The following is a 21,677-nucleotide window of genomic DNA, read 5'->3' as shown; positions in this document are numbered from 1 at the left end:
GGTACACTGGATAATCCGGCGGCGCGCAGCAGCCCCTCTTGACCTCCCTCAGTCACCCGTGCAGGTTGCATCAACACATTTCCGCTCACAATTCGGGGCTTGCCCGTTGAATCGTGGACTGTATAGGCCCAAAACCAGTACTGTGACGCTGTCGCGCAACTGCCACATCGCAGGAATTCCACTCCCAAGCCCTCTGGGCTTTACCGCAAGAAGTCTTACCTACCGCTCAGTCAATTTCACAGGATGATATCAGTGCCTGCTTTCCACTTCCCCAAGGCGTCCGCGCGGCCCACCTTCGCCCTTCTCACAGTGCTCGCCCTGGGTGCCTGCGCCACGCAAGAGGCCGTGACCCGCTCCGATGGGATCAATGACCCCTACGAGACGCAGAACCGCAAGGTGCACGGCTTCAACAAAGGGCTCGACAAGAACCTGGTGCGGCCCGTCTCACAGGCCTATGGCGTGGTTCCGGTGGAGATCCGCAATACCGTCAACAATTTCTCAGAGAACCTCTCGATGCCCCGCGTGGCGGTGAACAGCCTGCTACAAGGCGATCTGCGCGGCACCGGCCTGGCCACCTTGCGCTTCGTGATGAACTCCACACTCGGGATCGGCGGGCTCTTTGACCCCGCAACCGAGCTGAATATCCCCGAGCACAGCACCGACTTCGGCGAAACGCTCGCGGTCTGGGGCGCGGGCGAAGGCGCCTATGTGGAGCTGCCGGTCTTCGGCCCCTCCACACAGCGCGATGCGGTGGGGCTGGTGGTGGATTTCTTCACCAACCCGCTGACGACCAACACGAACAACAAGTTCGACGACGACCTGCGCGCCGTGCCGCCCTCCACAGCCACGGCCTCGGTGCTAAACGACCGGGAGAAATTCTCCGATTCGATTGATTCCGTGCTCTATGAAAGTGCGGACAGCTATGCGCAATCGCGCTCGATCTACCTGCAAAACCGCAGGTTCGAACTGGGACAGGACGATCAGACCGATATCGACCCCTTTGCAGCTGACCCCTATGAGGACCCCTATGCCGAGTAATCTCACCCGCCGAGATGTTTTCCTGAGTGCCGCCGCCGTTGCCCTGATCACGGCCAGCCCCGCCAACGCTCTGACCGAAGCCGCCGCACGCCGACTGGTGGACAAGGTCGTGGCCGACATCGACCGCGTCATCAGTTCCGGGCAGTCGGACGCCGCCATCCTGCGCGAGTTCGAAAAGCTCTTCGCGCGCTATGCGGATGTGAACATCATGGCGCAATATGCGCTGGGTGCCGACGGCCGCTCCGCCTCCGCCTCGCAAAAGCGCGCCTTCAATGACGCGTTCACCACCTACATCACCCGCAAATATGGCCGCCAGTTCCGCGATTTCGTGGGCGGTCGGGTCGAGATCCAGTCCGCGCGCGAGATCCGGGCGGGCTATGAGATCCAGACCCTGGCCTATCTGCGCGGCGAAGGCCCGTTCGAGGTGAACTTCCACATCTCCGACAAGTCCGGCAGCAACAAGTTCTTCAACGTCTATATCGAAGGCGTGAACCTGCTGCTGACCGAACGCGGTGAAATCGGCGCGATGCTCGACCGCCGCGGCGGCGACATCAACGCCATGATCAGCGATCTGCGCAACGCAGGCTGATCAAAACCAGACAGGGTTTCGAACCCAGAGTCACCCACTGCTGCTGTCTCTCGGCGGCAGTGGGTATGCGCTTGGATGCGCCTGACGTCCGCCGGTGCACAACTCATCGCATCACGCCCTTGGACTGCGAGGGCAGCGCCACCTGCGGGCCACAACGGGAGAGCTTCCAGCGATCTGATCCGGCCCGACGCGCGATGGGCCCGATCATCCGCCCCGAACCGCTCAAGAGGTACGCCACCCGCCATTTCCGGGCAGCGCTCGACCTTGCTCCAAGCGTCGATCACCGCGCTCCGTTCGGCACGTCAGCCTTTCAGGTTTTGCCCGATGTCCTACCGGTCCGGTCCATGCACATTGTCTGGTGCCGGGCGACCACTTGTGCCGCCGCCTCCGAGAATGTCGCGCAGCAACCCTTCCAGAAGGCCAACCGCCCCACCCCCCGTCTGCTGCCCGCCGCGCGGTTCACGCTCGGCGCCCGCATTGGACGGCCCCATCATCGGCAACGGTTTCGCCGGCACACCTTCATGCACCCGCGCCATGGTCTCGCGCCAGATCTCGGCCGGCAGCCCGGCGCCGGTGACACCGGTGAGCGGTGTGTTGTCGTCATACCCCATCCAGACCCCGGCCACGTAATCCGCGGAGAAGCCCACGAACCAGGCATCCCGCGCGGCTTGTGTGGTGCCCGTCTTGCCCGCCAATTGCCGTCCGCCGAATTGCGCGCGCTTTCCGGTGCCGTCCGAGACCACCTTCTCCATCATATAGATCAGCTGCCGGGCCGCCTGTTCCTGCACCACGCGCTCGCCGATGCCCCCGCCGGTGCCCATCAGAGGCTCCTCATCGCCCAGCAGGCGCAGTTCGATCAGCCCATAGGGCTGCACCGAAGACCCGCCGTTCAGAATGCCCGCATAGGCACTGGTCATCTCGATGAGCGTGCTCTCGGACGCCCCGAGCGCCAGCGCGGGTCCCGCCGCCAGATCACTCTCCAAACCGAAATCGCTCGCCACCTGCCGCACCAGGTCACGGCCCACGAACTCCGACACCTTCACCGCGGGGATGTTCAGGCTGTCCTTGAGCGCTTCCGTCAACGTCACCTTGCCGTAGAACTGATTGGTGTAGTTCCGCGGCGACCAGGGGCCCGAGCCCGGGATATTGATTGTGAGGGGCTCGTCCGTCACCGTGTCGTTCGGGGAATAGCCCAGATCAAGCGCGGCGGCGTAGACAAAGGGCTTGAAGGCCGATCCCGTCTGGCGCTTGGCCTGTACGGCGCGGTTGAAGGCGCCCGCCACCTTGGTCTCGCGCCCGCCGACCATGGCGCGCACGGCCCCATCGGCGGACATCACCACAATGGCCGCCTGCGCCTTGCTGCCCGGGCGCACCTTGTTCTCGAAGACCCAGTCCATGGCGTCATCCGCGGCACGCTGAATGCGCTGGTCGAGCGTGGTCTTGATGATCACGTCCTCTGTAGTCTTTCGCGTGAAGAACTCCGGCCCCGATGACATCACCCAATCGGCGAAATACCCGCCCGCCCGCGCCTCGGCGGCCTGTGACAGCTGTGCGGGGTTGTTCTGGGCCTCCCGCGCCTCGCTGTCGCTCAGATAGCCCTGCTCGTTCATCAGCCGCACGATGGTTGCCGCCCGATTCTGTGACCGTGCCAGATCGTTGGTCGGCGCAAAACGGGTGGGCGCCACCAGAAGCCCGGCCAACATCGCCGCCTCCGCCGGGGAGACATTCGCCGCCGATTTGCCAAAGTAGCGCTGGCTCGCCGCCTCGAACCCCCGCGCACCGGCACCCAGAAAGGCCCGGTTCATGTAAACCGTCAGGATTTCGTCCTTGGAATACTTCGCCTCCATCGCCAGCGCATAGATCGCCTCGGACGCCTTCCGCTTGATCGTGCCGCGCCGGCAATCCGCCTCGTAGTCCGCCTCGCTCTGCACCGTCGGATCGAACGGCACCCCGAGACAGAGCAGCTTGGCCGTCTGCTGCGTGATGGTCGAGCCACCATGGCCCGAGAGTGGCCCGCGCCCTTCGCTCAGGTTGATGCGCACCGCACTGGCGATCCCCCGCGGGCTGAGTCCGAAGTGATGATAGAACCGCTTGTCCTCGGTCGCGATGATCGCATTGCGCAGATGGGGCGAGACGGTCTCGGTGGTGATCGCCCCGCCGAACTGATCGCCGCGCCAGGCAAAGACCCGCCCCTGATCGTCCAGTAGCGTGACCGATCCGCGCGCGCGCCCGTCCAGCAGTTCGGTCACATCCGGCAGGGTCGTGTAGTAATAGCCCACCATCAGCGCCAACCCGAGGCAGGCCACAGCACCCACGCGCCAGGTGATGCGCCAAACCAGCCGCACCACCCACCCGATGAGCCGTTGCAAAAGTCCGATCAGACCGCCGCGCCGCCGCGCCGGTGCCCTGCGCCGGGCCGTCTTGCGCGGCTTGGCCTTCGCCTTCGGCTTGGCCTTGGATTTGCGCGCAGTCTTGGGAGACGCCGTATAGCGCCGATCAGCGACCAGCGGTCGCTTGCCTCTGCGTGAATCACTCATGACGACCTGCCCGGCCCATTGTTCTTTGCGCCACCCTACCGCGCCGCAGCAGATTTGTTGAGGGACTGCTGCACAGAAAGGCAATTAAAAATTCGCACAATTTTTAGGCACGAAATACAAGTTGTCTAATTTTTAATCGAACCAATCCCATTTCGCCCGGGATTCGCCTCCCGCAACTTCCAACACAACCGTTCCCTGGCGTTTTCTGCGGGCGCAAAAGTCGCAGACCAGTCTGCCAAGTGAAGGGGATACGAGGTGAAACTCATCATTGCAACAATCAAGCCGTTCAAGCTGGAGGAAGTGCGCGAAGCACTGACCGAAGCCGGTGTGCGCGGCATGATGGTCACGGAGATCAAGGGCTTCGGCTCCCAGTCCGGCCATACCGAAATCTACCGTGGCGCCGAATATGCCGTGAACTTCGTGCCGAAGGTCAAGATCGAGATCGTCGTCTCCGACAGCGTGGTCGATCAGGTGGTCGAGACCATCACCAAGACGGCGCAGACCGGCAAGATCGGCGACGGCAAGATCTTTGTCCTCAGCGTCGACCAGGCGGTGCGGGTCCGCACCGGCGAAACCAATGAAGACGCGCTGTGATCGCGGTACATCAACCAGGGATACGATACTCATGAAGCTTCTCAACACTCTTGCCCCTGCTGCAGCACTTGTTGCACTGCCGGGCCTCGGGCTGGCCCAGGAGGGCCCCACCCCGGGTGTGAACCCCTCCACCGATTCGGTCTTTATTTTCAACTCGCTGCTGTTCCTGATCGGCGGCTTCCTGGTGTTCTGGATGGCCGCTGGCTTTGCCATGCTCGAGGCAGGCCTCGTGCGCTCCAAGAACGTCACCATGCAGCTCACCAAGAACATGGCGCTCTTCTCGCTCGCCGCAATTTTCTATTACCTGATCGGCTACAACCTGATGTATCCGCTCGGCACGTGGATGGTCGAAGGCGTGCTCTCCGGCGTCTGGGGGCCCGGTGTGCTCGAAGCGGTCGGCGTGACCGCTGACGCCGCCGACGACTACGGCTATGCGTCTACCGGCTCGGACTTCTTCTTCCAGCTGATGTTCTGCGCGGCAACCGCCTCCATCGTGTCGGGTGCCTTGGCAGAGCGGATCAGGCTCTGGCCCTTCCTGATCTTCGTGATCGTGCTCACGGCCGTGATCTACCCGCTGCAGGCCTCCTGGAAGTGGGGCGGTGGTTTCCTGGACGAAATGGGCTTCCTCGACTTCGCGGGGTCGACCGTGGTGCACTCGGTCGGTGGCTGGGCCGCCCTCGCAGGCGCTCTCATCCTCGGGCCGCGCATCGGCAAGTACAAGGACGGCAAGGTGAACCCGATGCCGGGCTCCAACCTGGCGCTGGCCACACTGGGCACATTCATCCTCTGGATGGGCTGGTTCGGCTTTAACGGCGGCTCGCAGCTGGCCATGGGCACCGTGGGGGACGTGGCCGACGTCAGCCGCATCTTCGCCAACACCAACGCGGCAGCCGCCGGTGGGGCCGTGGCCGCGCTGATCCTGACGCAGATCATGTACAAGAAACCAGACCTCACCATGATCCTGAACGGCGCGCTGGCGGGCCTCGTATCCATCACGGCTGAGCCGCTGACCCCGACGCTGGGTTCGGCCACGCTCATCGGTGCGGTCGGCGGTGTGATCGTGGTCTTCGCGGTGCCCTTCCTCGACAAGCTGAAGATCGACGATGTGGTCGGCGCGATCCCGGTGCACCTCTTTGCAGGCATCTGGGGCACTATCGCGGTGGTCCTGACCAACCCCGACGCCTCCTTCGGTGTGCAGATCTATTCGATCTTCGTGGTGGGTATCTTCACGCTGGTCGCCTCGGGTGTGATGTGGTTCATCCTCAAGGCCACCATGGGCATCCGCGTGGACGAGGAATCGGAGATCAACGGTCTCGACACCTCCGAGCTGGGCATGGAAGCCTATCCGGACTTCTCCAAAGGCTGAACCTGCGGATCACAGGCAAGAAACGGAGAACCCGGGCCAAGCGCCCGGGTTTTTCACGTTTCGAGAGGGCCGGCCGCGCAGAAAGCCCAGCGGCAGCGCTGGCTGTCAGACGCCCGCGTTGATGATCGCCTTCGCAAGAATCGGCACGGTCTCGGCGTTCAGCCCCGCGATGTTCATCCGGCTGTCGCCCACCATGTAGATGCCATGTTTCTCACGCATCTCGACGACTTTCTCGGGCGTTGTACCCAGACGTGAGAACATGCCCCGATGCTGTGCCAGAAACCCGAACCGGTCCGAGCCCGACAGCCGCTGTAATTCGCCCGCCAACTGGCTGCGCAGGCCCAGCATGCTGCTGCGCACCTCTTCCAGCTCGGCCATCCAATCGGCCTTCAGCGCCGCGTCATTCAGGATCATCGTAACCAGCCGCGCCCCATGATCGGGCGGGAAAGAGAAGTTCTGCCGGTTCAGAAACGCCAGCGTGTCCTGATGCAGCTTGCGGGCTTGCGTGTTCTGGCTCACCGCCATCAATAGCCCGGTGCGCTCGCGGTAGATGCCGAAGTTCTTCGAACAGCTCGCCGCGATCAGGCATTCGGGCACCGAGGACGCGACCAAACGCGTGGCCGCCGCATCCTCTTCCAGCCCATCGCCAAAGCCCTGATAGGCGATGTCGATCATCGGCACCGCGCCGGTCTCCAGCAGCACATCCACCACCGCCTGCCACTGCGTCAGGTTCAGGTTGGCCCCGGTCGGGTTGTGGCAGCAGCCATGCAGCAGCAACACGTCGCCCGCCTTGGCCTGTTTGATGTCCGCCAGCATCCCGTCGAAATCGACGCCGCGGCTGTCCTCATCGAAATAGCGGTAGTTCACCGCTTCCATGCCCAGATAACTCAGGATCGACAGATGATTGGGCCAGGTCGGGTCCGAGACAAACACCCGCGCCTCGGGCCGCGCCATCTTGATCAGTTCAAAGGCCTGCCGCACGGCCCCCGTCCCGCCCGGTGTGGCGACCGCGGCCACGCTCTCGCGCGCCACCGCATCACCCAGCACCAGCTGGATCATCGCGTCGGAGAACGCCGGGTCTCCGGCGAGCCCGGTGTAGACCTTGCTGTCCTGCGCCTCCCACAGCTGATGCTCCGCGGCCTTCACCGCGCGCATGATCGGCGTGAGGCCCGTCGCGTCCTTGTAAACACCGACGCCCAGGTCGATCTTCGTCGGGCGCGGGTCATCCTTGTACATCTGCATCAGCGCAAGAATGCCGTCCGCGGGGCGGGTCTTCAGGGTCTCAAACATCAGGCCTCTCCGGTTGCGACAGGCACGGTGGGGTACATCCCCCACTCGGCCCAGGATCCATCGTAAAGCGACCACTGCGTATGCCCCATCCGCTCCAGCGCCAACGCGAGAATCGCGGCGGTCACCCCCGATCCGCAGGAGGTGATGATGGGTTTGCTCAGATCCACGCCTGCAGCCTCGAACACGGCGCGGCAGGCGTCAGGGTCCTTCATGGTCTTGTCGTCGTTCAGAAGTGCTGTGTAGGGCACATTGCGCGCGCCCGGGATGTGACCCGCGCGTAGCCCCTCACGCGGCTCGGGTGCATCGCCGCGGAAGCGCGGCGCCGCGCGGGCGTCCACGATCTGGTAATCTTTCAGCTTCGAGGCGGAAGAGACCTGGGTCACGTCCCGCACCAGATGGTTCTGGAACCGTACCGTCATGTGCCGGTCGCGGATCACCGGCGGCATGTCCTCGACCGGGTGGTCCTCGGCCTGCCACTTGGGGAAACCGCCGTCGAGGACCGCCACGTTCTCCTGCCCCATCAGGCGGAACAGCCACCAGACCCGCGCCGCAGACAGCAGCCCCGCGCCATCATAGACCACCACCTGATGGCCGTCGCCCACGCCCATAGCCCGCATCCGGGACATGAATTTCTCCACCGGTGGGGCCATATGCGGCAGCTCGGACCGGTGGTCCGAGATTTCGTCGATATCGAAGAACCGCGCGCCGGGGATATGCGCTGCCTCATACTCCGCCTTGGCATCGCGACCCGCATCCGGCAGATACCAGGAGGCATCGAGCACCCGCAGGTCCGGATCCTTCATGTGCTGGGCCAGCCACGTGGTCGAGACCAGTGTTTTTGGATCATCGGACATGGAAGACTCCCTCAACTGCGAACGACCACCGGGTTAACGAGCACAGACCGCAGAGGCAAGCCCGCTTGCGCGGGCGGGTGGCCTGAAAGCCCACCCAACCTGCCGGCTCGCAGGTCTGTACTGGCAGGTGCGGTGGGCTTTCAGGCCACCGCGGGCGGGGTCAGCCATGATCCTTCATCAGCCGCGATTTCTGGCGCGACCAGTCGCGCTTGGCCGCCGTCTCGCGCTTGTCGTGCAGCTTCTTGCCCTTCGCCACACCGATCTTGATCTTCGCCATGCCACGATGGTTGAAGTAGAGCACCAGCGGCACCAGCGTCATGCCCTTGCGCTGCGTGGCGTTCCAGAAATCCGCCAGCTGCTTGCGCGAGGCCAGGAGCTTGCGCCGCCGCCGCTCCTCATGCTGGAAGGTCTTGGCCTGCTTGTAGGGCGCGATATAGCTGTTCACCAACCACAGCTCGCCATCCTCCACGGCCGCGTAGCTCTCGGCGATATTCGCACCACCCTCGCGCAGCGACTTCACCTCTGAGCCTTCCAGCACAATCCCGCACTCGACATCTTCTTCGATGGCATAGTCGAAGCGCGCCCGCCGATTTTCGGCGACCACCTTATAGTTGGGATCGGATTTGGAGGACGATTTCACCTGGGCCATGCGCGCAGATGTAGTCCGTGCGGAACAGCCGTGCAAGCGGCCCGCAGCCGCAGCCCGACCATGCGCCGCCGGATAGAATGGCCGTGGCGGAAAAAATAGTGTATGACCAAAGCGCAAGACAGGCCCCGGAGCGTTTCGATGTTCAACCCGACAGCCACGCTGGCAGCCTCTTTTGGCGACCATCTGTCGGACACATTCCTGCAGTATTTCTCGGGCCGCGAACCGGAATACGCCGCCTTCATCAACGGCTGCGCGAAGATGGTGCTGGAGCGTCTTGCGAACTCCGATGCGCTCTTTCACAACGCCGAACATACCATCATGGTCACGCTGGTGGGCCAGCAGATCATCCGCGGTCGCCTGGTCACCGAGGCGATCCAGCCGGGCGACTGGCTGCACTACATCGTCGCGCTGCTGCTGCATGACGTCGGCTACATGCGCGATATCTGCGACGGCGACGGCGAGTCAAAGGTGGTGATCGACGCCGATGGCACCACCATCACCCCGCCGCGCGGCGCCTCGGACGCCTATCTCGCGCCCTACCATGTCGACCGTGGCATGATGTACGCCCGGCAGCGCTTTGCCGGCTCCAGCCTGATTGACGAAGAACGCATCGCCGCGGCCATTGACTACACGCGCTTCCCGGTCCCTGCCGATGATCGCTATGCCTCCACGACAAGCGAGCCCGCGCTGGTGCGCGCCGCGGACCTGATCGGGCAGATGGCCGACCCCTTCTATCACCGCAAGATCGGCGCGCTCTACCTGGAGTTCAAGGAGACCGGCATGGCCGAAGAGCTTGGCTATCAAAGCGCCGTGGACCTGATGGAGAAGTTTCCGGATTTCTTCTGGGCTCAGGTCCAGCCGCTCATCGGCCCTGCCCTCGGCCACCTCGAGCATACGATGGAGGGCAAGCAATGGGTCGCGCAGCTCTACAATCACATCTTCCAGGTCCATCACCGGACGAGCGTGCTGGGCCCCTTTGCCGGTGACGAGGGCGTGAGCGCGCATATCTGACACGGGCGCTGCCGGGCGTGCTGGAAGAGCCTGCATGCGCCACCCTGCCGCATCCGCGCCGCACTCGTCACGCGGCCCGACGCGCGCCGCTAATCTCCCAGCTTGGCATGCACCTCGTCGAGATCGATCTCGCTCACCGGCAGCTTGTTGCCCGGGTTCTCGGCATCATACCGGAACAGCTCGAAATCCCGCTTGTAGATCTCATAGACCAGATGCATCGACAGATCGTCGAAGTAATCCTCGACGGGATGTGCCCGCTTGGGTCCATGCCCCTCGCTTTCATTGAACCGCGGCACGTCCGCGAGGGCGATCGGATGCGGCGTCTCGATGGCATCGAGCACCTCCTGCATGCCGCCGTTGAACTTCTCGGTCCAGACGATCTTGTCATAGCTGCCGCCGTTCACGATGAAGGTGCTCACATGCCCCGACATGGCCGACCAGTGAATGTCCGGGTCCATCGGCTTTCGAAACCGGATCGTGTCGCGCGCGAAGAGCAGAAACCGCCGGAACGAGGCGATCTGGTCGAACTCCTGCTGACCGTCCTCGCCGCCCACGTCGATGCCGTACTTCTGCACCAGCACCGGCACCAGATTGCCGCGGTACCGGTTGCCGTTGCGCTGGATGCCGCAGATCTTGTCGAAGAACGAGCTCAGGATGCGCGTGTAGGGATTGCGCACGCAGGTGAAGGCATAAGACTTGTGATGCTGCACGTTCTCGGTGATCGGCTCCTGGCTGTCGTCCAGCGCCCACTTGTGCAGACCCTCCTTCGCGTCATGAATATCCCCATCGAAGAACTGCCCGTGGTCGGAGAAATACATGATCTGGCCGATGGTCGAACAGGCGCATTTCGGCACCACGCGGTACACCATGCTCTCACTTGTGGTCATCCAGGTGCCTGGGAAACCCATGTCGCTCAACTCCTGCCCGGCCCGCCCGTTTTTACGGTTATCGGCCCATTTTGGTTAGTAAGAAGCAAATAATTGAAATTTATTCAATGTGTCTTCATCCTTATTCCCCTATAGGTGGACAGCGTTAAGAGCAGATCCGGACCCGCGTGGCAAAAATCGCCTATATCCTTTTGTGCCATAAGGACCCCGATGCCATCATCCGGCAGGCGGAGCGTCTGACAGCGGCAGGCGATTACATGGCCATCCATTTCGATGCCAGATCCACCGCCGGCCAGTACAAACAGATCCGCAGCGCCCTGGCCGACAACCCGAATGTCGTCTTCGCCCGCAAGCGCGTGAAATGCGGCTGGGGTGAGTGGTCGCTGGTGCAGGCCACGCTGCACGCCGTGGAGGCCGCCATCGACGCTTTCCCCCGTGCAACGCATGTCTACATGCTCTCGGGTGACTGCATGCCGATCAAGACGGCAGAGCATATCCACCGCTTTCTCGATGACAACAACGCCGATTTCATCGAGAGCTTCGACTACTTCGAAAGCGACTGGATCAAGACCGGCATGAAGGAAGAGCGGCTGATCTACCGCCACTACTTCAACGAACGCAAATCCAAGCGCCTGTTCTATGGTGCGCTGGAGATGCAGCGGCGGTTGAAGCTGAAACGCAGGCCGCCCGACGATCTGCAGATCAGGATCGGCAGCCAGTGGTGGTGCCTGCGCCGGGCCACCGTCGAGAAGACGCTGGCGTTTCTGAAACAGCGCCGTGACGTGATGCGCTTCTTCTCCACCACCTGGATCCCGGACGAAACCGTGTTCCAGACCGTCGTGCCGCACCTGGTGCCCGAGGCCGAGATCCGCAGCCGCACGCTCACCTTCCTGATGTTCACCGACTACGGCATGCCCGTCACCTTCTACAATGACCACTACGACATGCTGATCAGCCAGGATTACCTCTTCACCCGCAAGATCAGCCCGGAGGCGAACGACCTCAAGCGCCGGCTCGGGCTGCTCTACACCGCCTCCGGCGTCACCTTTCAGATCTCCGGCGAAGGGCCCGAGCTTTTCAAGTTCCTCACCGGCCGCGGCCGCATCGGGCGCCGCTTTGCCTCGCGGTTCTGGGAAACCGAATCGACCTTGGGGCGCGAACGGGAGTTGCTCGTGGTGGTCTGCAAGAAATGGCACGTGGCCAAACGCGTGCTCGAACGCATCCGCCAGACCACCAACGTGCCTGCCGTCGAATACATCTTCAACGAGGAGAGCGCCGAGCTGCCCGATCTGGGCGGCATCCAGACCAGCCTGGAGAAACGCACGCGCCACCGCCGCGCGCTGATGCGCATGCTCTTCGACTACTACGAGACCGACCGCATGATGGTCTGTATGGATCCCAGCAACATCGAACTGCTTGAGGATTTCGCCGCCGACCGGTCGGTGACGCGGTTGCTGGAAATCGAGTGCACCTTCACGGATGACTACCTCATCGGCCACGCCATGCGGGTCGGGCTCGCCGGTGAACAAACCTCTGCGGAGACATTGCAACGGTTGCTGCCCACGATCCGCAATGACATCGTCTTCGAAAGCGACCGCATCCGCGATGCGGAGTTCAAGAACCACCATCGCATCCGCGAAACCGCGGATCTGGGCAGGAACGCCGACGCTCTGGCGCAGTTCCTCTCCATCTCGCAGGAGGCCGCGCGCGAGATCGCCGACAGTCCGCACCTCTTTGCGGATTGAGCGACCGCGCCGCCGGTATTTGGCACCTCATGCGGCTTTTCTGTTTGAGCCCGCGGCGAAAGACGGCGAAAACCAAGGCACGCCTGATCCGAACACCCTCAAGGAGCCCGCATGAGCTACGCCTACGACGACCAGAACATCTTCGCCAAGATCCTGCGCGGCGAGATCCCGAACACCACGGTGCTGGAGACCGAACACAGCCTCGCCTTCCGCGACCTCTATCCTCAGGCGCCGACGCATGTGCTGGTGATCCCCAAGGGCGCCTACGTCAGCTACGATCACTTCGCCACCGAAGCCTCCGAGGCCGAGATTGTGGATTATACCCGCGCTATCGCCGAGGTCTGCCGCCTCGAAGGCGTGACCCTGACGGCGGGGGAGGGTTTTCGCATGATCTCCAATGCCGGGTCACACGGCGTGCAGGAGGTGCCGCATCTGCACGTGCATATCCTCGGCGGTCGGCCGCTGGGCCGAATGCTGGCAAAAGCCTGAAGTCAAAGGCAAAACGGTGACGCGGCGCGGGCGGTGCAGGGCGGCGCGGGGCAAGCCCCGCGCCGCCCTGCACCGCCCTCCCCCGGATGGCTCCCGTATCGCGCAGACCCGAGCCGGAGCCGGATCTAGTATCCCCGCCGTTTCGCCGCCCACCAGCGACGAAGCCGCGCGCGCTTCTCGGCCCAGCGGTCTTCCCGGGCTTCCCAGCTGTCCTGCATCTCTTCCAGCGTCGGATCGATCCGCTTCTCTCGGAACCGGCGCCAGCGCACCCAGATGCCATAGACCATGGCGGCAATCACAATCAGGATCAGCGTATTGAGCCAGGGCAGCGGCTTGCGCGCCTCCGCACTCTCCACCGGCCAGAGCGAGATCGCATTGGGATAGATCGAGAAGAGCTCATTGCGCCAGCCATAGTGCCGGATCATCGCGAACTGCGGGTTGGCGGATGTCGAGCGCAGGTCATTCGCCTCGGCCTGCAGGTTCGCTGTGTCGAATTTGAAGTACGGCGGCCAGCCCCAACCGGTGTCCTCGTTGCGATAGACCATCACACCCTTGCCAGGCCGCTGTGTCTGGATGAAGAACACGTCGCGCCCCACGGTCCCTTGCGCGTTGCCCGCATCCGCCTGCGCCCAGAACAGCCGGTTCTCGCCCGGCTCGATCCGCTGCTCATAGGTGTCGGTGATCCGCACCACATCCACCTGCGGCAGCGTATAGTGCAGAAAGGACGCCACGATCAGCCAGAAGCTGACGAGGATCCCCCATTTGAGATAAAACATGGCCAGCCCCCTCAGGCGAAATTCGTGAAGTAGATCAACAGTCCGATAGCGATCATCGGGATCACGTAGACCCCGAGGATCAGCTTGCGCCGCAGGGACCCATCATAGTCCTGCAACCCCGCGCGCACAAAGCTCTCGCGGTCCCCCGGACCTTGGGCGGCATCCCACTCGGCCTCCAGCTTCCCGCGGCGTACGGCACGCGAATAGAACGACAGGCACACGTAGATGATCGTCAGGACAATAAACGCGATGAACAACATCCGTGCCAATGCGGCCATTCCCAGTCTCCTTTGTGCAGCTCTAACCAATATAGGTGATGCGCACGCCAGTGACATGCCTTTTGCCGCAGCGCCTCCATCGCAAAAGTCACGGACCTTGGAAAGCGCCTTTCACACCACGCGGTCCGGAAGAGTCAGCCGACGATGTTGAACTCCGGCCCGTAGGGGTAGCCGGTGATGTTCTCGTGACCGTCCTCGGTGATCACCAGAATGTCGTGCTCGCGGTAGCCGCCCGCGCCGGGTTTATCCGCGGCAATGGTCAGCATCGGCTCCATTGAGATCACCATGCCCGGCTCCAGCACCGTGTCGACATCCTCGCGCAGCTCCAGCCCCGCCTCGCGCCCGTAGTAGTGGCTGAGCACGCCAAAGGAATGCCCGTAGCCAAAGGTGCGGTACTGCAGCAGGTCGCGTTCCGCAAAGAACTCATTGATCTGATGCGTGACATCCGAGCACGAGACACCCGGCTTCAGCAGGCCCATACCGAACTCATGTGCGGCCACATTCGCCTCCCAGATCTTCAGGCTCTCGGGGTCGCAGTCCTGCACAAACAGCGTCCGCTCCAACGCGGTGTAATAGCCCGAGATCATCGGGAAGGCGTTGAGCGACAGGATGTCGCCGCGCTCCAGCATCCGTCCGGTGACCGGGTTATGCGCCCCATCGGTATTGAGCCCCGACTGGAACCAGACCCAGGTGTCGCGATACTCCGCATCCGGAAAGCGCTTGGCGATCTCCAGTTCCATCGCATCGCGCCCGGCCATGGCCATGTCGATCTCGCGCACGCCCGGCTTGATCGCCTCGCGGATTGCATAGCCGCCCACATCCGCCACCTGCGCTCCGTGGCGGATCAGCGCAATCTCGGCCTCGGATTTATGCATCCGCTGCCGCATCGCGGTCTCGGCGAGGTCCACCATGGTGAGCGGCTGCAGGAAATCCTCCAGCTTGTCGCGCTGCACCAGCGTCAGGTGATCGCCCTCGTAGCCGACAATCGCATTTTTGCCGGCCACAGAGGCCACCGCGCGCCAGAAGTTGTCGCGCTGCCAGTCGGTATAGGTGATATTGTCGCAAAAGCTGCGCCGCCACGGCTGGCCCGCGTCGATCCCGGCACTGATCGTGACCGCATCCGTCTCCGTCACCACCATCCCGTAAGGTCGCCCGAAGGCGCAGTAGAGAAAGCCGGAATAGTAGGCGATGCTGTGCATCGAGGTGAACACGGCTGCCGAGGCGCCCGCTGCCTCCATGCGCTCGCGCAGCTCCGCCAGCCGCGCCTCATACTCCGCCACGTCGAACGGCAACGGCGACTTCTCCCCGTTGTGATAGCGGTACATCTCGGGGCGGTCAGAGAGGTGTGGGGTGGTCATGTCAGACCCTCCTTATGCAGAAAGGTCCCGGCGTTCAGGACAGATCAGGCCAAAGCACCGGGCGACGCCATCGCCCCGCAGCCTTGGGCAAGGCTTGGCCGATTCCGGCGCGACGATCAAGGCTCAGGTTGCGGTCAGAAACCGCACAATGTCGCTGCTCGGGTCTTCCAGCGCGTCGATCACGTCGAAATGATGTGTGCCGGGCACAACCACATGCGGCGCTGACCAGGCTTTTGCCAGCAGATCGGCGTGCTCGAGAAACACAGGCCGTTCCTCCGCGCCGACCCAGATCTTCACTTCGGTGCCCGCAGGCTGCGCCTGGCGGATCGGGCTTTCGGCCAGCGCTTCCTCCGCATCAAGGCGCAGGATCTCGTTCATCGAGGTTTTCATCAGCGGCGGCAGATCGGTCACGGGAGAGATCGGCGCCACCCGCACGACGCGCGCCCGCACCTCCGCCGCAAGCACCTCCGCATCGAGCATTCGGGCGACGAGGTGGCCACCTGCCGAATGCCCGGTCAGCGCCAACGGGCCCTCGGTGCGGGCGGCGATGGCCGTGACCGCCTGTGCGATCTGCCGGGTGATCTCGGAAATCCGCACGTCAGGGCAGAGGTCATAGCCCGGCAATGCCACGGACCAGCCCGCCGCCAGCGATCCCGCCGCGAAATGCGACCAGCTTGTATGATCGAAGGCCTTCCAATAGCCGCCATGCACGAAGATCACCGTGCCCTTTGACGTCCCTTCCGCGTTGAAGAAATCAAACACCTGCCGCTCGGAGGCACCATAAGACAGACCGATCTCCGCCCGCGCCCCCAGCGCCTCGCGAAACGCGGCCGCTGCGGCCGCCCATCGCGGCGGGAAGGCGTCGGCCCCTGCGATATAGGGCGCATTCGCATAGGCATCGTCAAGCGGCATCATAACTGTCTCTCCCGTTTCGGAACTGGACAATCATAGCCAGAGTTGAAATGACAACCATAGCCATTTTCGCGGAGGACCCGAAATGAAAGATATTCTAAACACCGATCTGAAATCCCTGCTGAAAGATCCGAGTCTGCTGGAAACCCGCGCCTATATCGGCGGGCAGTGGGTCGAGGGCGACGACGGCACCTTCGAGGTGACCAACCCCGCCCGCGGGGACGTGATCGCCGAGGTGGCCAATCTCAGCCGCGCGCAGGTCGCGGGTGCCATCGCGCAGGCCGAAGCCGCGCAGAAGGACTGGGCCGCCTCGACGGCCAAGGAGCGCGCGCAGGTGCTGCGCAAATGGTTCGATCTGATGATGGAAAACGCCGACGATCTGGCCACCATCCTGACCGCCGAGCAGGGCAAGCCCCACGCCGAGGCTAAGGGCGAGATCGGCTATGGCGCGAGCTTCATCGAGTTCTTTGGCGAGCAGGCCAAGCGGGTCTATGGCGAGACGATCCCCGGGCATCAACGCGACAAGCGCATCACGGTGCTGAAACAGCCCATTGGCGTGGCGGCCTCGATCACGCCATGGAACTTCCCGAATGCGATGATCACCCGCAAGGCGGCCCCGGCGCTGGCGGTGGGCTGTTCCTTCGTGGCGCGCCCGGCCAAAGAAACGCCGCTCTCGGCCATTGTCATGGGCGTGCTGGCCGAACGCGCGGGCATTCCGGCGGGCGTCTTCAACGTGGTGCCCTCCGCCTCCTCCTCCGAGGTCGGCAAGGAGTTCTGCGAAAACCCTGCCGTGCGCAAGCTGACCTTCACAGGCTCTACCGAAGTGGGGCGCATCCTGCTGAAGCAGGCTGCAGATCAGGTCATGAAGTGCTCCATGGAGCTTGGCGGCAACGCGCCCTTCATCGTCTTCGATGACGCGGACCTCGATGCCGCTGTTGAGGGCGCCATGATGTGCAAGTTCCGCAACAACGGGCAGACCTGTGTCTGCGCCAACCGCATCTACGTGCAGGCGGGCGTCTATGATGCCTTTGCCGAGAAGCTCAAGGTGGCTGTCGAGAACCTCAAGGTGGGTGATGGTCTGGAGGAGGGCGTGACCACCGGGCCCCTCATCAACCAGGACGCGGTCGAGAAGGTGCAGGAGCACATGCAGGATGTGGTCGACAACGGCGGCGCGATCCTCACCGGCGGCAAGCCGCATGAGAAAGGCGGCACCTTCTTCCAGCCCACCGTTGTCACTGGCGTGACACAGGATATGAAGGTGGCAACCGAAGAAACCTTCGGGCCCTTGGCGCCGCTCTTCAAATTCGAGGATGAGGATGAGGTCATCGCCATGGCGAATGACACGATCTTCGGTCTGGCGAGCTATTTCTACGCCAAGGATCTCAGCCGCGTCTACAAGGTGGCCGAGGCGCTGGAATACGGCATCGTGGGTGTGAACACCGGCATCATCTCGACCGAGGTCGGCCCTTTCGGCGGCGTGAAACAGTCCGGGCTCGGCCGCGAAGGCTCGCACCACGGGATCGAGGATTATCTGGAGATGAAATACATCTGCATGTCGGTCTGAGTGATCACCAGATGACAAAAAGGGGCCGCATCGAGCGGCCCCTTTTTGTTGTCCCGCTGTCGCGGGACTCGCGCGGCAGATCGCACCGCGCGGCACAGTGTCAGGCCGCTGTGGCCTGCGCCTCAGTCCACGCATTCGGCGCAAAGGCCGCATCCAGATCGGTGCTGGCGATGTGATTGGTGTAGTTCGACAGAACCTTCACCGCTGTCCCGAGCACGACCTCCAACGCGGTTTGCGTGCTGTATCCAGCCGCAATCAGCGCCTCGATCTCCGCATCCGACGGCCAGCCCCGGCTTTCATTCACCACGATGGAAAACTGCCGCAGCGCTTCCAGCTTGGCATCCGCAATCGGCGTATTCGTCCGCAGCGCCTCGATCACATCCGCGGGCACACCGGCGCCCTGCGCAATGGTCGTGTGCGCCGCCATACAGTAGCTACAGCCGTTTAGCCGGTTGTTCGTCATCAGGATGATCTGCCGCTCGGTCTCGCTCAGATCGGTCTTGCCGAAGATGCCGGCCAGCGCGGTGTAGCCTTCAAGCAAAGCGGGCGCTTCGGCCATGGTGGCATAAAGGTTCGGCACGAAGCCGAGGCTCTTCTGAGCCCCCTCGAGCGTTGCTTTGGCGGCGGCGGGGGCGGTGTCGATGGTGTGGGTCGGGAAGTCGGTCATGGGATCGGTATCCTGTGTCGCTGCTATGTTTATACCGCTCGGTACAAACTGGCAGATAGGGAGCCTATACCGGTCGGTCAAGGCCTGCCATGCAGATTTCTTGAACGATCAGTATAAATGCATATATCTGTGAGCAGATCCCCGCCCAAACCCGGAGCCGGACCATGCCATGGGAAAAGACATTCGACCTCGATGAGGCCACCGACAAGGCCATCCGCGTCTTCTGGAAGAAAGGCTATGAAGGCACCTCCATGTCCGACCTGATCGATGGCATGGGGATCAACAAGGGCAGTCTTTACAATGCTTTCGGATCGAAGCAGGCGCTCTTTGATCGCGCATTGCTGCGCTATGATCAGCAGAACCGCGGCGTGATGCTGGCGGAACTGTCGGAATTCCAGGATCCGGTCGCCGCGATCACAGAGCTCTTTGACCGGATGATCGATGCGGGCTGCAGCGATCCGCAGAACCTGGGGTGTTTCCTGATCAACACGGCGCAGGATCTACCAAACCAGACACCGGACGTCGCCGAGATCGTGCGGAGGTCTCTCGCCGAAATAGAGCGCTTCTTTGCGATCATGCTGCGGCGCGGGCAGGCCAGCGGCCAGCTGTCACCGGAGCTTGACGTCGCGACGACCTCGCAGTCCCTGCTGGCCATGTTCGTCGGGCTGCGCCTGCTGTCGCGGGGCGCTGTCCCTCCTGCCGCGCTGGAGGGTGTGCGCCGTGGGGTACAGCAGGTGCTGAAGCGCTGACAAAAAAGGGCGCAGCCGACTGGCCGCGCCCTGTGCTCTGGATGGGGACCGCTTAGTTCACCGACTTCGCGTCAACCACATCCTTTTCGATCTGCTTGGTGGAAGAGATCGCAATCTGGCGTGGCTTCAGCGCCTCGGGCACTTCGCGCACCAGATCAATGTGCAGCATGCCGTCCACATGGCTCGCGCCAGTGACCTGCACGTGATCGGCCAGATGGAAGCGACGCTCGAACGCGCGGGTCGCGATGCCACGGTGCAGGTAACTGCGCTCGGCATTGTCTTCAGCCTTGCGGGCCGACACGATCAGCGCATTTTCCCGCACCTCAACGCTCAGATCCGCGTCGGAGAAGCCCGCGACCGCAATCGAGATGCGGTAGGAATCATCATCCAGCTTTTCGATGTTGTAAGGCGGGTAGGACGGCTGCGAGCCTTCGTTGGTCAGCACCCGGTCCATCAGGTCGGCGATCTGGTCAAAGCCGACGGTGGCGCGGTAAAGCGGTGCAAAATCATATGTACGCATTGTGTTATCCTCTCATTGAGCGATGACGTGCCAGCGGCTCCGAACTTGGACGCACGCCAGCAATGGTTATGCCGGAGCCCTCTCTAGGCACCCCGGACACCGCTGATGTGGGGATGGATTTTCCGCTTTCAAGACCCCCCGGGGCGGACAAATTTCGCCCCACCGGTCCGCTGGGTGCGGCTGGTCCCGTTCGTCACCGTGATGCGCCGGTGCTCGGCCAGCGGGGACAGCGCATTGGCCCGCATCTGCCGTTTGAGATCGGCCACCAGCTGCGGCAGCTCCATGCCGAAGGACACCCGCCGCCCGTCATAGCTGCCCACGCTCGAGATCACAGAGACGATCTGCCCGCGCCCGTTGATGTGGCTGAACACCGGCGCCCCGGAGGAGCCGAAGGTCACGTCGCAATCGAGCAGCAACACCCCCTCGTACCGGTCGAACATCCGGCACACCGACTGGCGCGAGGGACGCTCCGACCGGCCGCGCCCGTAAGAGACCACACTGACCGGCCCCCGCGACATCCGCTCGCGGAACAGCACGAACGGGTCCAGCACATGGGTCGGGATCGGCTCCGCCAGCCGCAGCAGCGCCACGTCATGACGGATGTTGCGCAGCTCGACCCCCCGCGCCGGATCGTAGCCCGCATGCGCCTCGATCTGCGCAATGCCCCGTTCCGCGATCGCCGCACCATCGCGCAACCCGGCGCGAAACGTCAGATCTTCGGGGGCATAGGCCGCCCCCGACCGGCGATCATAGACACAATGCGCCGCGGTCAGGACAAGATCGGGCGCAATCAGCGTGCCGGTGCAAAAGCCGCGTGCATCCATGTCGAGCCGCCCGACCGCCTGCCAGACCAGCGCTTCATTGGCCGTGCCAAGCCCGTGCAACGTGGTGTTCTGCTGCGCCGACCCCGTCGCGGCCGCAGAGCACAGCAGCGCCACCACCAAAGACATCCAGAGCTGCCGCATGACCTACTGACCCGGTGTCACGAATTTGGCACCCGATGATGCCCGCCCCTCGCCCACACCGATCCGGGCACTGATCGGAGCGCTCTCCTGATAGACGCCCTTGCCCGCTGACAGCTCCGCCCGCAGGATCTCCAGCGGTGCGCCAAGCGCCGTGCCCAGAGAGACGTTCTGACCGTCCATCTCCGCCTTCGCCGACACCACGGACACGATCTGTGCCTCACCGTCCGCAAACGTGAAGATGGGCGCCCCGGAGGAGCCGAAATCCACAGTGCAGGAGGTCACCAGAACCCCCTGCTGCCGGGCCAGAACCCGGCAAACCTCCTGCAGGGACGGCGCCTCGGCGCGGTCACGGGCATAGCTCACCACCCCCACATGTGCGCCCTTGCGGGGACGTGGGGCTGTGTCGAAGGGCTCGATGGTTGTGTTGCGAATGGGATGCGCCAGCTCCAGCAGCGCCACATCGTTACGCACCCGGGCAGAGGAGACATCCGCATCATAGTTGTAGTCCGGGTGCACCACGGCGCGGCGAACCTGACGGTAAGCCGATGCGCGCCCGTTGCGCCACCCGGCGAGGAACTCCACAGTCTCATGGTTGATCCGCGCGCCGGACGTCTTGTCAAACAGGCAATGCGCCGCCGTGAGCACCAGATCGGGGCTGATCAGGGCACCGGTGCAAAATCCACGGCCATTGATGTCGAGCCGTCCGACAGCCTCCCAGGCGCCCGCGTCATGCCCCGTCTGCAGGCTCTTCAACCGCGCATCCTCGGCCCAGGAGACAGTCCCAAAAACAACCGCGACAACGGCCGGCAAAATCCAACGCATCACACCAGATCCTCGTA

The 21,677-nt window shown here is 63.3% G+C and carries 22 protein-coding genes; 9 read left to right on the top strand and 13 right to left on the bottom strand.

Features of this window, described 5'->3' with window-relative positions; translation table 11 throughout:
- The first annotated feature begins 252 nt into the window (after positions 1-252).
- Positions 253-1,038, top strand: a complete 786-nt coding sequence (locus Q1A71_RS06930; RefSeq protein WP_299673409.1) for a VacJ family lipoprotein — start codon at positions 253-255, stop codon at positions 1,036-1,038.
- A complete protein-coding gene (locus tag Q1A71_RS06925) occupies positions 1,028-1,627 on the top strand; it encodes a phospholipid-binding protein MlaC (RefSeq protein WP_299673407.1) in 600 nt (199 codons plus the stop codon). Before Q1A71_RS06930 ends, Q1A71_RS06925 begins: the two co-directional genes overlap by 11 nt.
- A 329-nt stretch (positions 1,628-1,956) precedes the next feature.
- Here the strand turns inward: Q1A71_RS06925 and Q1A71_RS06920 are convergent, their stop codons facing one another.
- Positions 1,957-4,164, bottom strand: coding sequence for a PBP1A family penicillin-binding protein (locus Q1A71_RS06920; protein WP_299673405.1), 2,208 nt, complete (start codon positions 4,162-4,164; stop codon positions 1,957-1,959).
- Positions 4,165-4,419: 255 nt separating this feature from the next.
- On the opposite strand from Q1A71_RS06920, the gene Q1A71_RS06915 reads away from it, so the two are divergent.
- Entirely contained in the window at positions 4,420-4,758 is a 339-nt protein-coding gene (locus Q1A71_RS06915) for a P-II family nitrogen regulator (protein ID WP_299673403.1), read from the top strand.
- A 31-nt stretch (positions 4,759-4,789) separates the two neighbouring features.
- Positions 4,790-6,124, top strand: a complete 1,335-nt coding sequence (locus tag Q1A71_RS06910) for an ammonium transporter (RefSeq protein WP_299673401.1) — start codon at positions 4,790-4,792, stop codon at positions 6,122-6,124.
- Between the two features lie 105 nt (positions 6,125-6,229).
- Here the strand turns inward: Q1A71_RS06910 and Q1A71_RS06905 are convergent, their stop codons facing one another.
- The 3 genes from Q1A71_RS06905 to smpB form a co-directional block, all read right to left on the bottom strand.
- Positions 6,230-7,414, bottom strand: a complete 1,185-nt coding sequence (locus Q1A71_RS06905) for an amino acid aminotransferase (protein ID WP_299673399.1) — start codon at positions 7,412-7,414, stop codon at positions 6,230-6,232.
- Positions 7,414-8,268 carry a 3-mercaptopyruvate sulfurtransferase gene (gene sseA, locus Q1A71_RS06900; RefSeq protein WP_299673397.1) on the bottom strand — a complete coding sequence of 285 codons (855 nt, stop codon included), beginning with the start codon at positions 8,266-8,268 and terminating at the stop codon, positions 7,414-7,416. Before sseA ends, Q1A71_RS06905 begins: the two co-directional genes overlap by 1 nt.
- Before the next feature lie 160 nt (positions 8,269-8,428).
- The gene (smpB, locus tag Q1A71_RS06895) at positions 8,429-8,917 is read right to left on the bottom strand and encodes an SsrA-binding protein SmpB (RefSeq protein WP_299673395.1); all 489 of its coding nucleotides are present in this window, start codon (positions 8,915-8,917) and stop codon (positions 8,429-8,431) included.
- Between the two features lie 138 nt (positions 8,918-9,055).
- On the opposite strand from smpB, the gene Q1A71_RS06890 reads away from it, so the two are divergent.
- Positions 9,056-9,928 carry a hypothetical protein gene (locus Q1A71_RS06890; RefSeq protein ID WP_299673393.1) on the top strand — a complete coding sequence of 291 codons (873 nt, stop codon included), beginning with the start codon at positions 9,056-9,058 and terminating at the stop codon, positions 9,926-9,928.
- Between the two features lie 89 nt (positions 9,929-10,017).
- Here Q1A71_RS06890 and Q1A71_RS06885 read toward each other — a convergent pair whose 3' ends face one another.
- Entirely contained in the window at positions 10,018-10,836 is an 819-nt protein-coding gene (locus tag Q1A71_RS06885) for a sulfotransferase family protein (RefSeq protein ID WP_299673391.1), read from the bottom strand.
- Between the two features lie 146 nt (positions 10,837-10,982).
- On the opposite strand from Q1A71_RS06885, the gene Q1A71_RS06880 reads away from it, so the two are divergent.
- Together Q1A71_RS06880 and Q1A71_RS06875 are read left to right on the top strand one after the other, a co-directional pair.
- On the top strand, positions 10,983-12,560 hold the full coding sequence (locus Q1A71_RS06880; protein WP_299673389.1) for a DUF5928 domain-containing protein: 1,578 nt from the start codon (positions 10,983-10,985) through the stop codon (positions 12,558-12,560).
- Between the two features lie 111 nt (positions 12,561-12,671).
- Positions 12,672-13,049, top strand: a complete 378-nt coding sequence (locus Q1A71_RS06875) for a histidine triad nucleotide-binding protein (protein WP_299673387.1) — start codon at positions 12,672-12,674, stop codon at positions 13,047-13,049.
- A gap of 125 nt (positions 13,050-13,174) precedes the next feature.
- Here Q1A71_RS06875 and Q1A71_RS06870 read toward each other — a convergent pair whose 3' ends face one another.
- From Q1A71_RS06870 to Q1A71_RS06855, 4 genes are all read right to left on the bottom strand, one after another.
- Positions 13,175-13,825 (bottom strand): DUF1523 family protein, encoded by a 651-nt coding sequence (locus tag Q1A71_RS06870; protein WP_299673385.1) that lies wholly within the window; start codon positions 13,823-13,825, stop codon positions 13,175-13,177.
- Positions 13,826-13,836: 11 nt separating this feature from the next.
- Positions 13,837-14,103 carry a hypothetical protein gene (locus tag Q1A71_RS06865; protein ID WP_299673383.1) on the bottom strand — a complete coding sequence of 89 codons (267 nt, stop codon included), beginning with the start codon at positions 14,101-14,103 and terminating at the stop codon, positions 13,837-13,839.
- Positions 14,104-14,237: 134 nt separating this feature from the next.
- Positions 14,238-15,461 (bottom strand): aminopeptidase P family protein, encoded by a 1,224-nt coding sequence (locus Q1A71_RS06860; RefSeq protein WP_299673381.1) that lies wholly within the window; start codon positions 15,459-15,461, stop codon positions 14,238-14,240.
- A gap of 123 nt (positions 15,462-15,584) precedes the next feature.
- Entirely contained in the window at positions 15,585-16,373 is a 789-nt protein-coding gene (locus Q1A71_RS06855) for an alpha/beta hydrolase (protein ID WP_299674297.1), read from the bottom strand.
- A gap of 85 nt (positions 16,374-16,458) precedes the next feature.
- On the opposite strand from Q1A71_RS06855, the gene Q1A71_RS06850 reads away from it, so the two are divergent.
- Positions 16,459-17,937, top strand: coding sequence for an NAD-dependent succinate-semialdehyde dehydrogenase (locus tag Q1A71_RS06850; protein ID WP_299673379.1), 1,479 nt, complete (start codon positions 16,459-16,461; stop codon positions 17,935-17,937).
- A gap of 100 nt (positions 17,938-18,037) precedes the next feature.
- Here the strand turns inward: Q1A71_RS06850 and Q1A71_RS06845 are convergent, their stop codons facing one another.
- On the bottom strand, positions 18,038-18,604 hold the full coding sequence (locus Q1A71_RS06845; RefSeq protein WP_299673377.1) for a carboxymuconolactone decarboxylase family protein: 567 nt from the start codon (positions 18,602-18,604) through the stop codon (positions 18,038-18,040).
- A 164-nt stretch (positions 18,605-18,768) separates the two neighbouring features.
- On the opposite strand from Q1A71_RS06845, the gene Q1A71_RS06840 reads away from it, so the two are divergent.
- The gene (locus Q1A71_RS06840) at positions 18,769-19,353 is read left to right on the top strand and encodes a TetR/AcrR family transcriptional regulator (RefSeq protein WP_299673375.1); all 585 of its coding nucleotides are present in this window, start codon (positions 18,769-18,771) and stop codon (positions 19,351-19,353) included.
- 52 nt (positions 19,354-19,405) lie between these two features.
- On the opposite strand, the gene Q1A71_RS06835 is transcribed toward Q1A71_RS06840, so the two are convergent.
- The 3 genes from Q1A71_RS06835 to Q1A71_RS06825 form a co-directional block, all read right to left on the bottom strand.
- The gene (locus Q1A71_RS06835) at positions 19,406-19,873 is read right to left on the bottom strand and encodes an Hsp20 family protein (RefSeq protein ID WP_299673373.1); all 468 of its coding nucleotides are present in this window, start codon (positions 19,871-19,873) and stop codon (positions 19,406-19,408) included.
- A gap of 128 nt (positions 19,874-20,001) precedes the next feature.
- Positions 20,002-20,838, bottom strand: a complete 837-nt coding sequence (locus tag Q1A71_RS06830; protein ID WP_299673371.1) for a trypsin-like peptidase domain-containing protein — start codon at positions 20,836-20,838, stop codon at positions 20,002-20,004.
- Between the two features lie 3 nt (positions 20,839-20,841).
- Positions 20,842-21,660: a trypsin-like serine protease gene (locus Q1A71_RS06825; RefSeq protein WP_299673369.1), complete on the bottom strand. Its 819-nt coding sequence runs from the start codon at positions 21,658-21,660 to the stop codon at positions 20,842-20,844.
- Positions 21,661-21,677: the final 17 nt, after the last annotated feature.

The sequence above is a fragment of the uncultured Roseobacter sp. genome (assembly GCF_947493125.1).
In the GTDB taxonomy this organism is placed as follows: Bacteria; Pseudomonadota; Alphaproteobacteria; order Rhodobacterales; family Rhodobacteraceae; genus Roseobacter.
The sequence above is the reverse complement of the archived record's forward strand: the minus strand, read 5'-3'. Positions and strand labels throughout refer to the sequence as shown.

Bases quoted from the DNA above. Each gene is read 5' to 3' on its own strand.
- Q1A71_RS06925 (WP_299673407.1), top strand. From the start codon at position 1,028: ATGCCGAGTAATCTCACCCGCCGAGATGTTTTCCTGAGTGCCGCCGCC.
- Q1A71_RS06920 (WP_299673405.1), bottom strand. From the start codon at position 4,164: ATGAGTGATTCACGCAGAGGCAAGCGACCGCTGGTCGCTGATCGGCGC.
- Q1A71_RS06910 (WP_299673401.1), top strand. From the start codon at position 4,790: ATGAAGCTTCTCAACACTCTTGCCCCTGCTGCAGCACTTGTTGCACTG.
- Q1A71_RS06905 (WP_299673399.1), bottom strand. From the start codon at position 7,414: ATGTTTGAGACCCTGAAGACCCGCCCCGCGGACGGCATTCTTGCGCTG.
- sseA (WP_299673397.1), bottom strand. From the start codon at position 8,268: ATGTCCGATGATCCAAAAACACTGGTCTCGACCACGTGGCTGGCCCAG.
- smpB (WP_299673395.1), bottom strand. From the start codon at position 8,917: ATGGCCCAGGTGAAATCGTCCTCCAAATCCGATCCCAACTATAAGGTG.
- Q1A71_RS06890 (WP_299673393.1), top strand. From the start codon at position 9,056: ATGTTCAACCCGACAGCCACGCTGGCAGCCTCTTTTGGCGACCATCTG.
- Q1A71_RS06885 (WP_299673391.1), bottom strand. From the start codon at position 10,836: ATGGGTTTCCCAGGCACCTGGATGACCACAAGTGAGAGCATGGTGTAC.
- Q1A71_RS06875 (WP_299673387.1), top strand. From the start codon at position 12,672: ATGAGCTACGCCTACGACGACCAGAACATCTTCGCCAAGATCCTGCGC.
- Q1A71_RS06870 (WP_299673385.1), bottom strand. From the start codon at position 13,825: ATGTTTTATCTCAAATGGGGGATCCTCGTCAGCTTCTGGCTGATCGTG.
- Q1A71_RS06865 (WP_299673383.1), bottom strand. From the start codon at position 14,103: ATGGCCGCATTGGCACGGATGTTGTTCATCGCGTTTATTGTCCTGACG.
- Q1A71_RS06860 (WP_299673381.1), bottom strand. From the start codon at position 15,461: ATGACCACCCCACACCTCTCTGACCGCCCCGAGATGTACCGCTATCAC.
- Q1A71_RS06855 (WP_299674297.1), bottom strand. From the start codon at position 16,373: ATGCCGCTTGACGATGCCTATGCGAATGCGCCCTATATCGCAGGGGCC.
- Q1A71_RS06850 (WP_299673379.1), top strand. From the start codon at position 16,459: ATGAAAGATATTCTAAACACCGATCTGAAATCCCTGCTGAAAGATCCG.
- Q1A71_RS06845 (WP_299673377.1), bottom strand. From the start codon at position 18,604: ATGACCGACTTCCCGACCCACACCATCGACACCGCCCCCGCCGCCGCC.
- Q1A71_RS06840 (WP_299673375.1), top strand. From the start codon at position 18,769: ATGCCATGGGAAAAGACATTCGACCTCGATGAGGCCACCGACAAGGCC.
- Q1A71_RS06835 (WP_299673373.1), bottom strand. From the start codon at position 19,873: ATGCGTACATATGATTTTGCACCGCTTTACCGCGCCACCGTCGGCTTT.
- Q1A71_RS06830 (WP_299673371.1), bottom strand. From the start codon at position 20,838: ATGCGGCAGCTCTGGATGTCTTTGGTGGTGGCGCTGCTGTGCTCTGCG.
- Q1A71_RS06825 (WP_299673369.1), bottom strand. From the start codon at position 21,660: ATGCGTTGGATTTTGCCGGCCGTTGTCGCGGTTGTTTTTGGGACTGTC.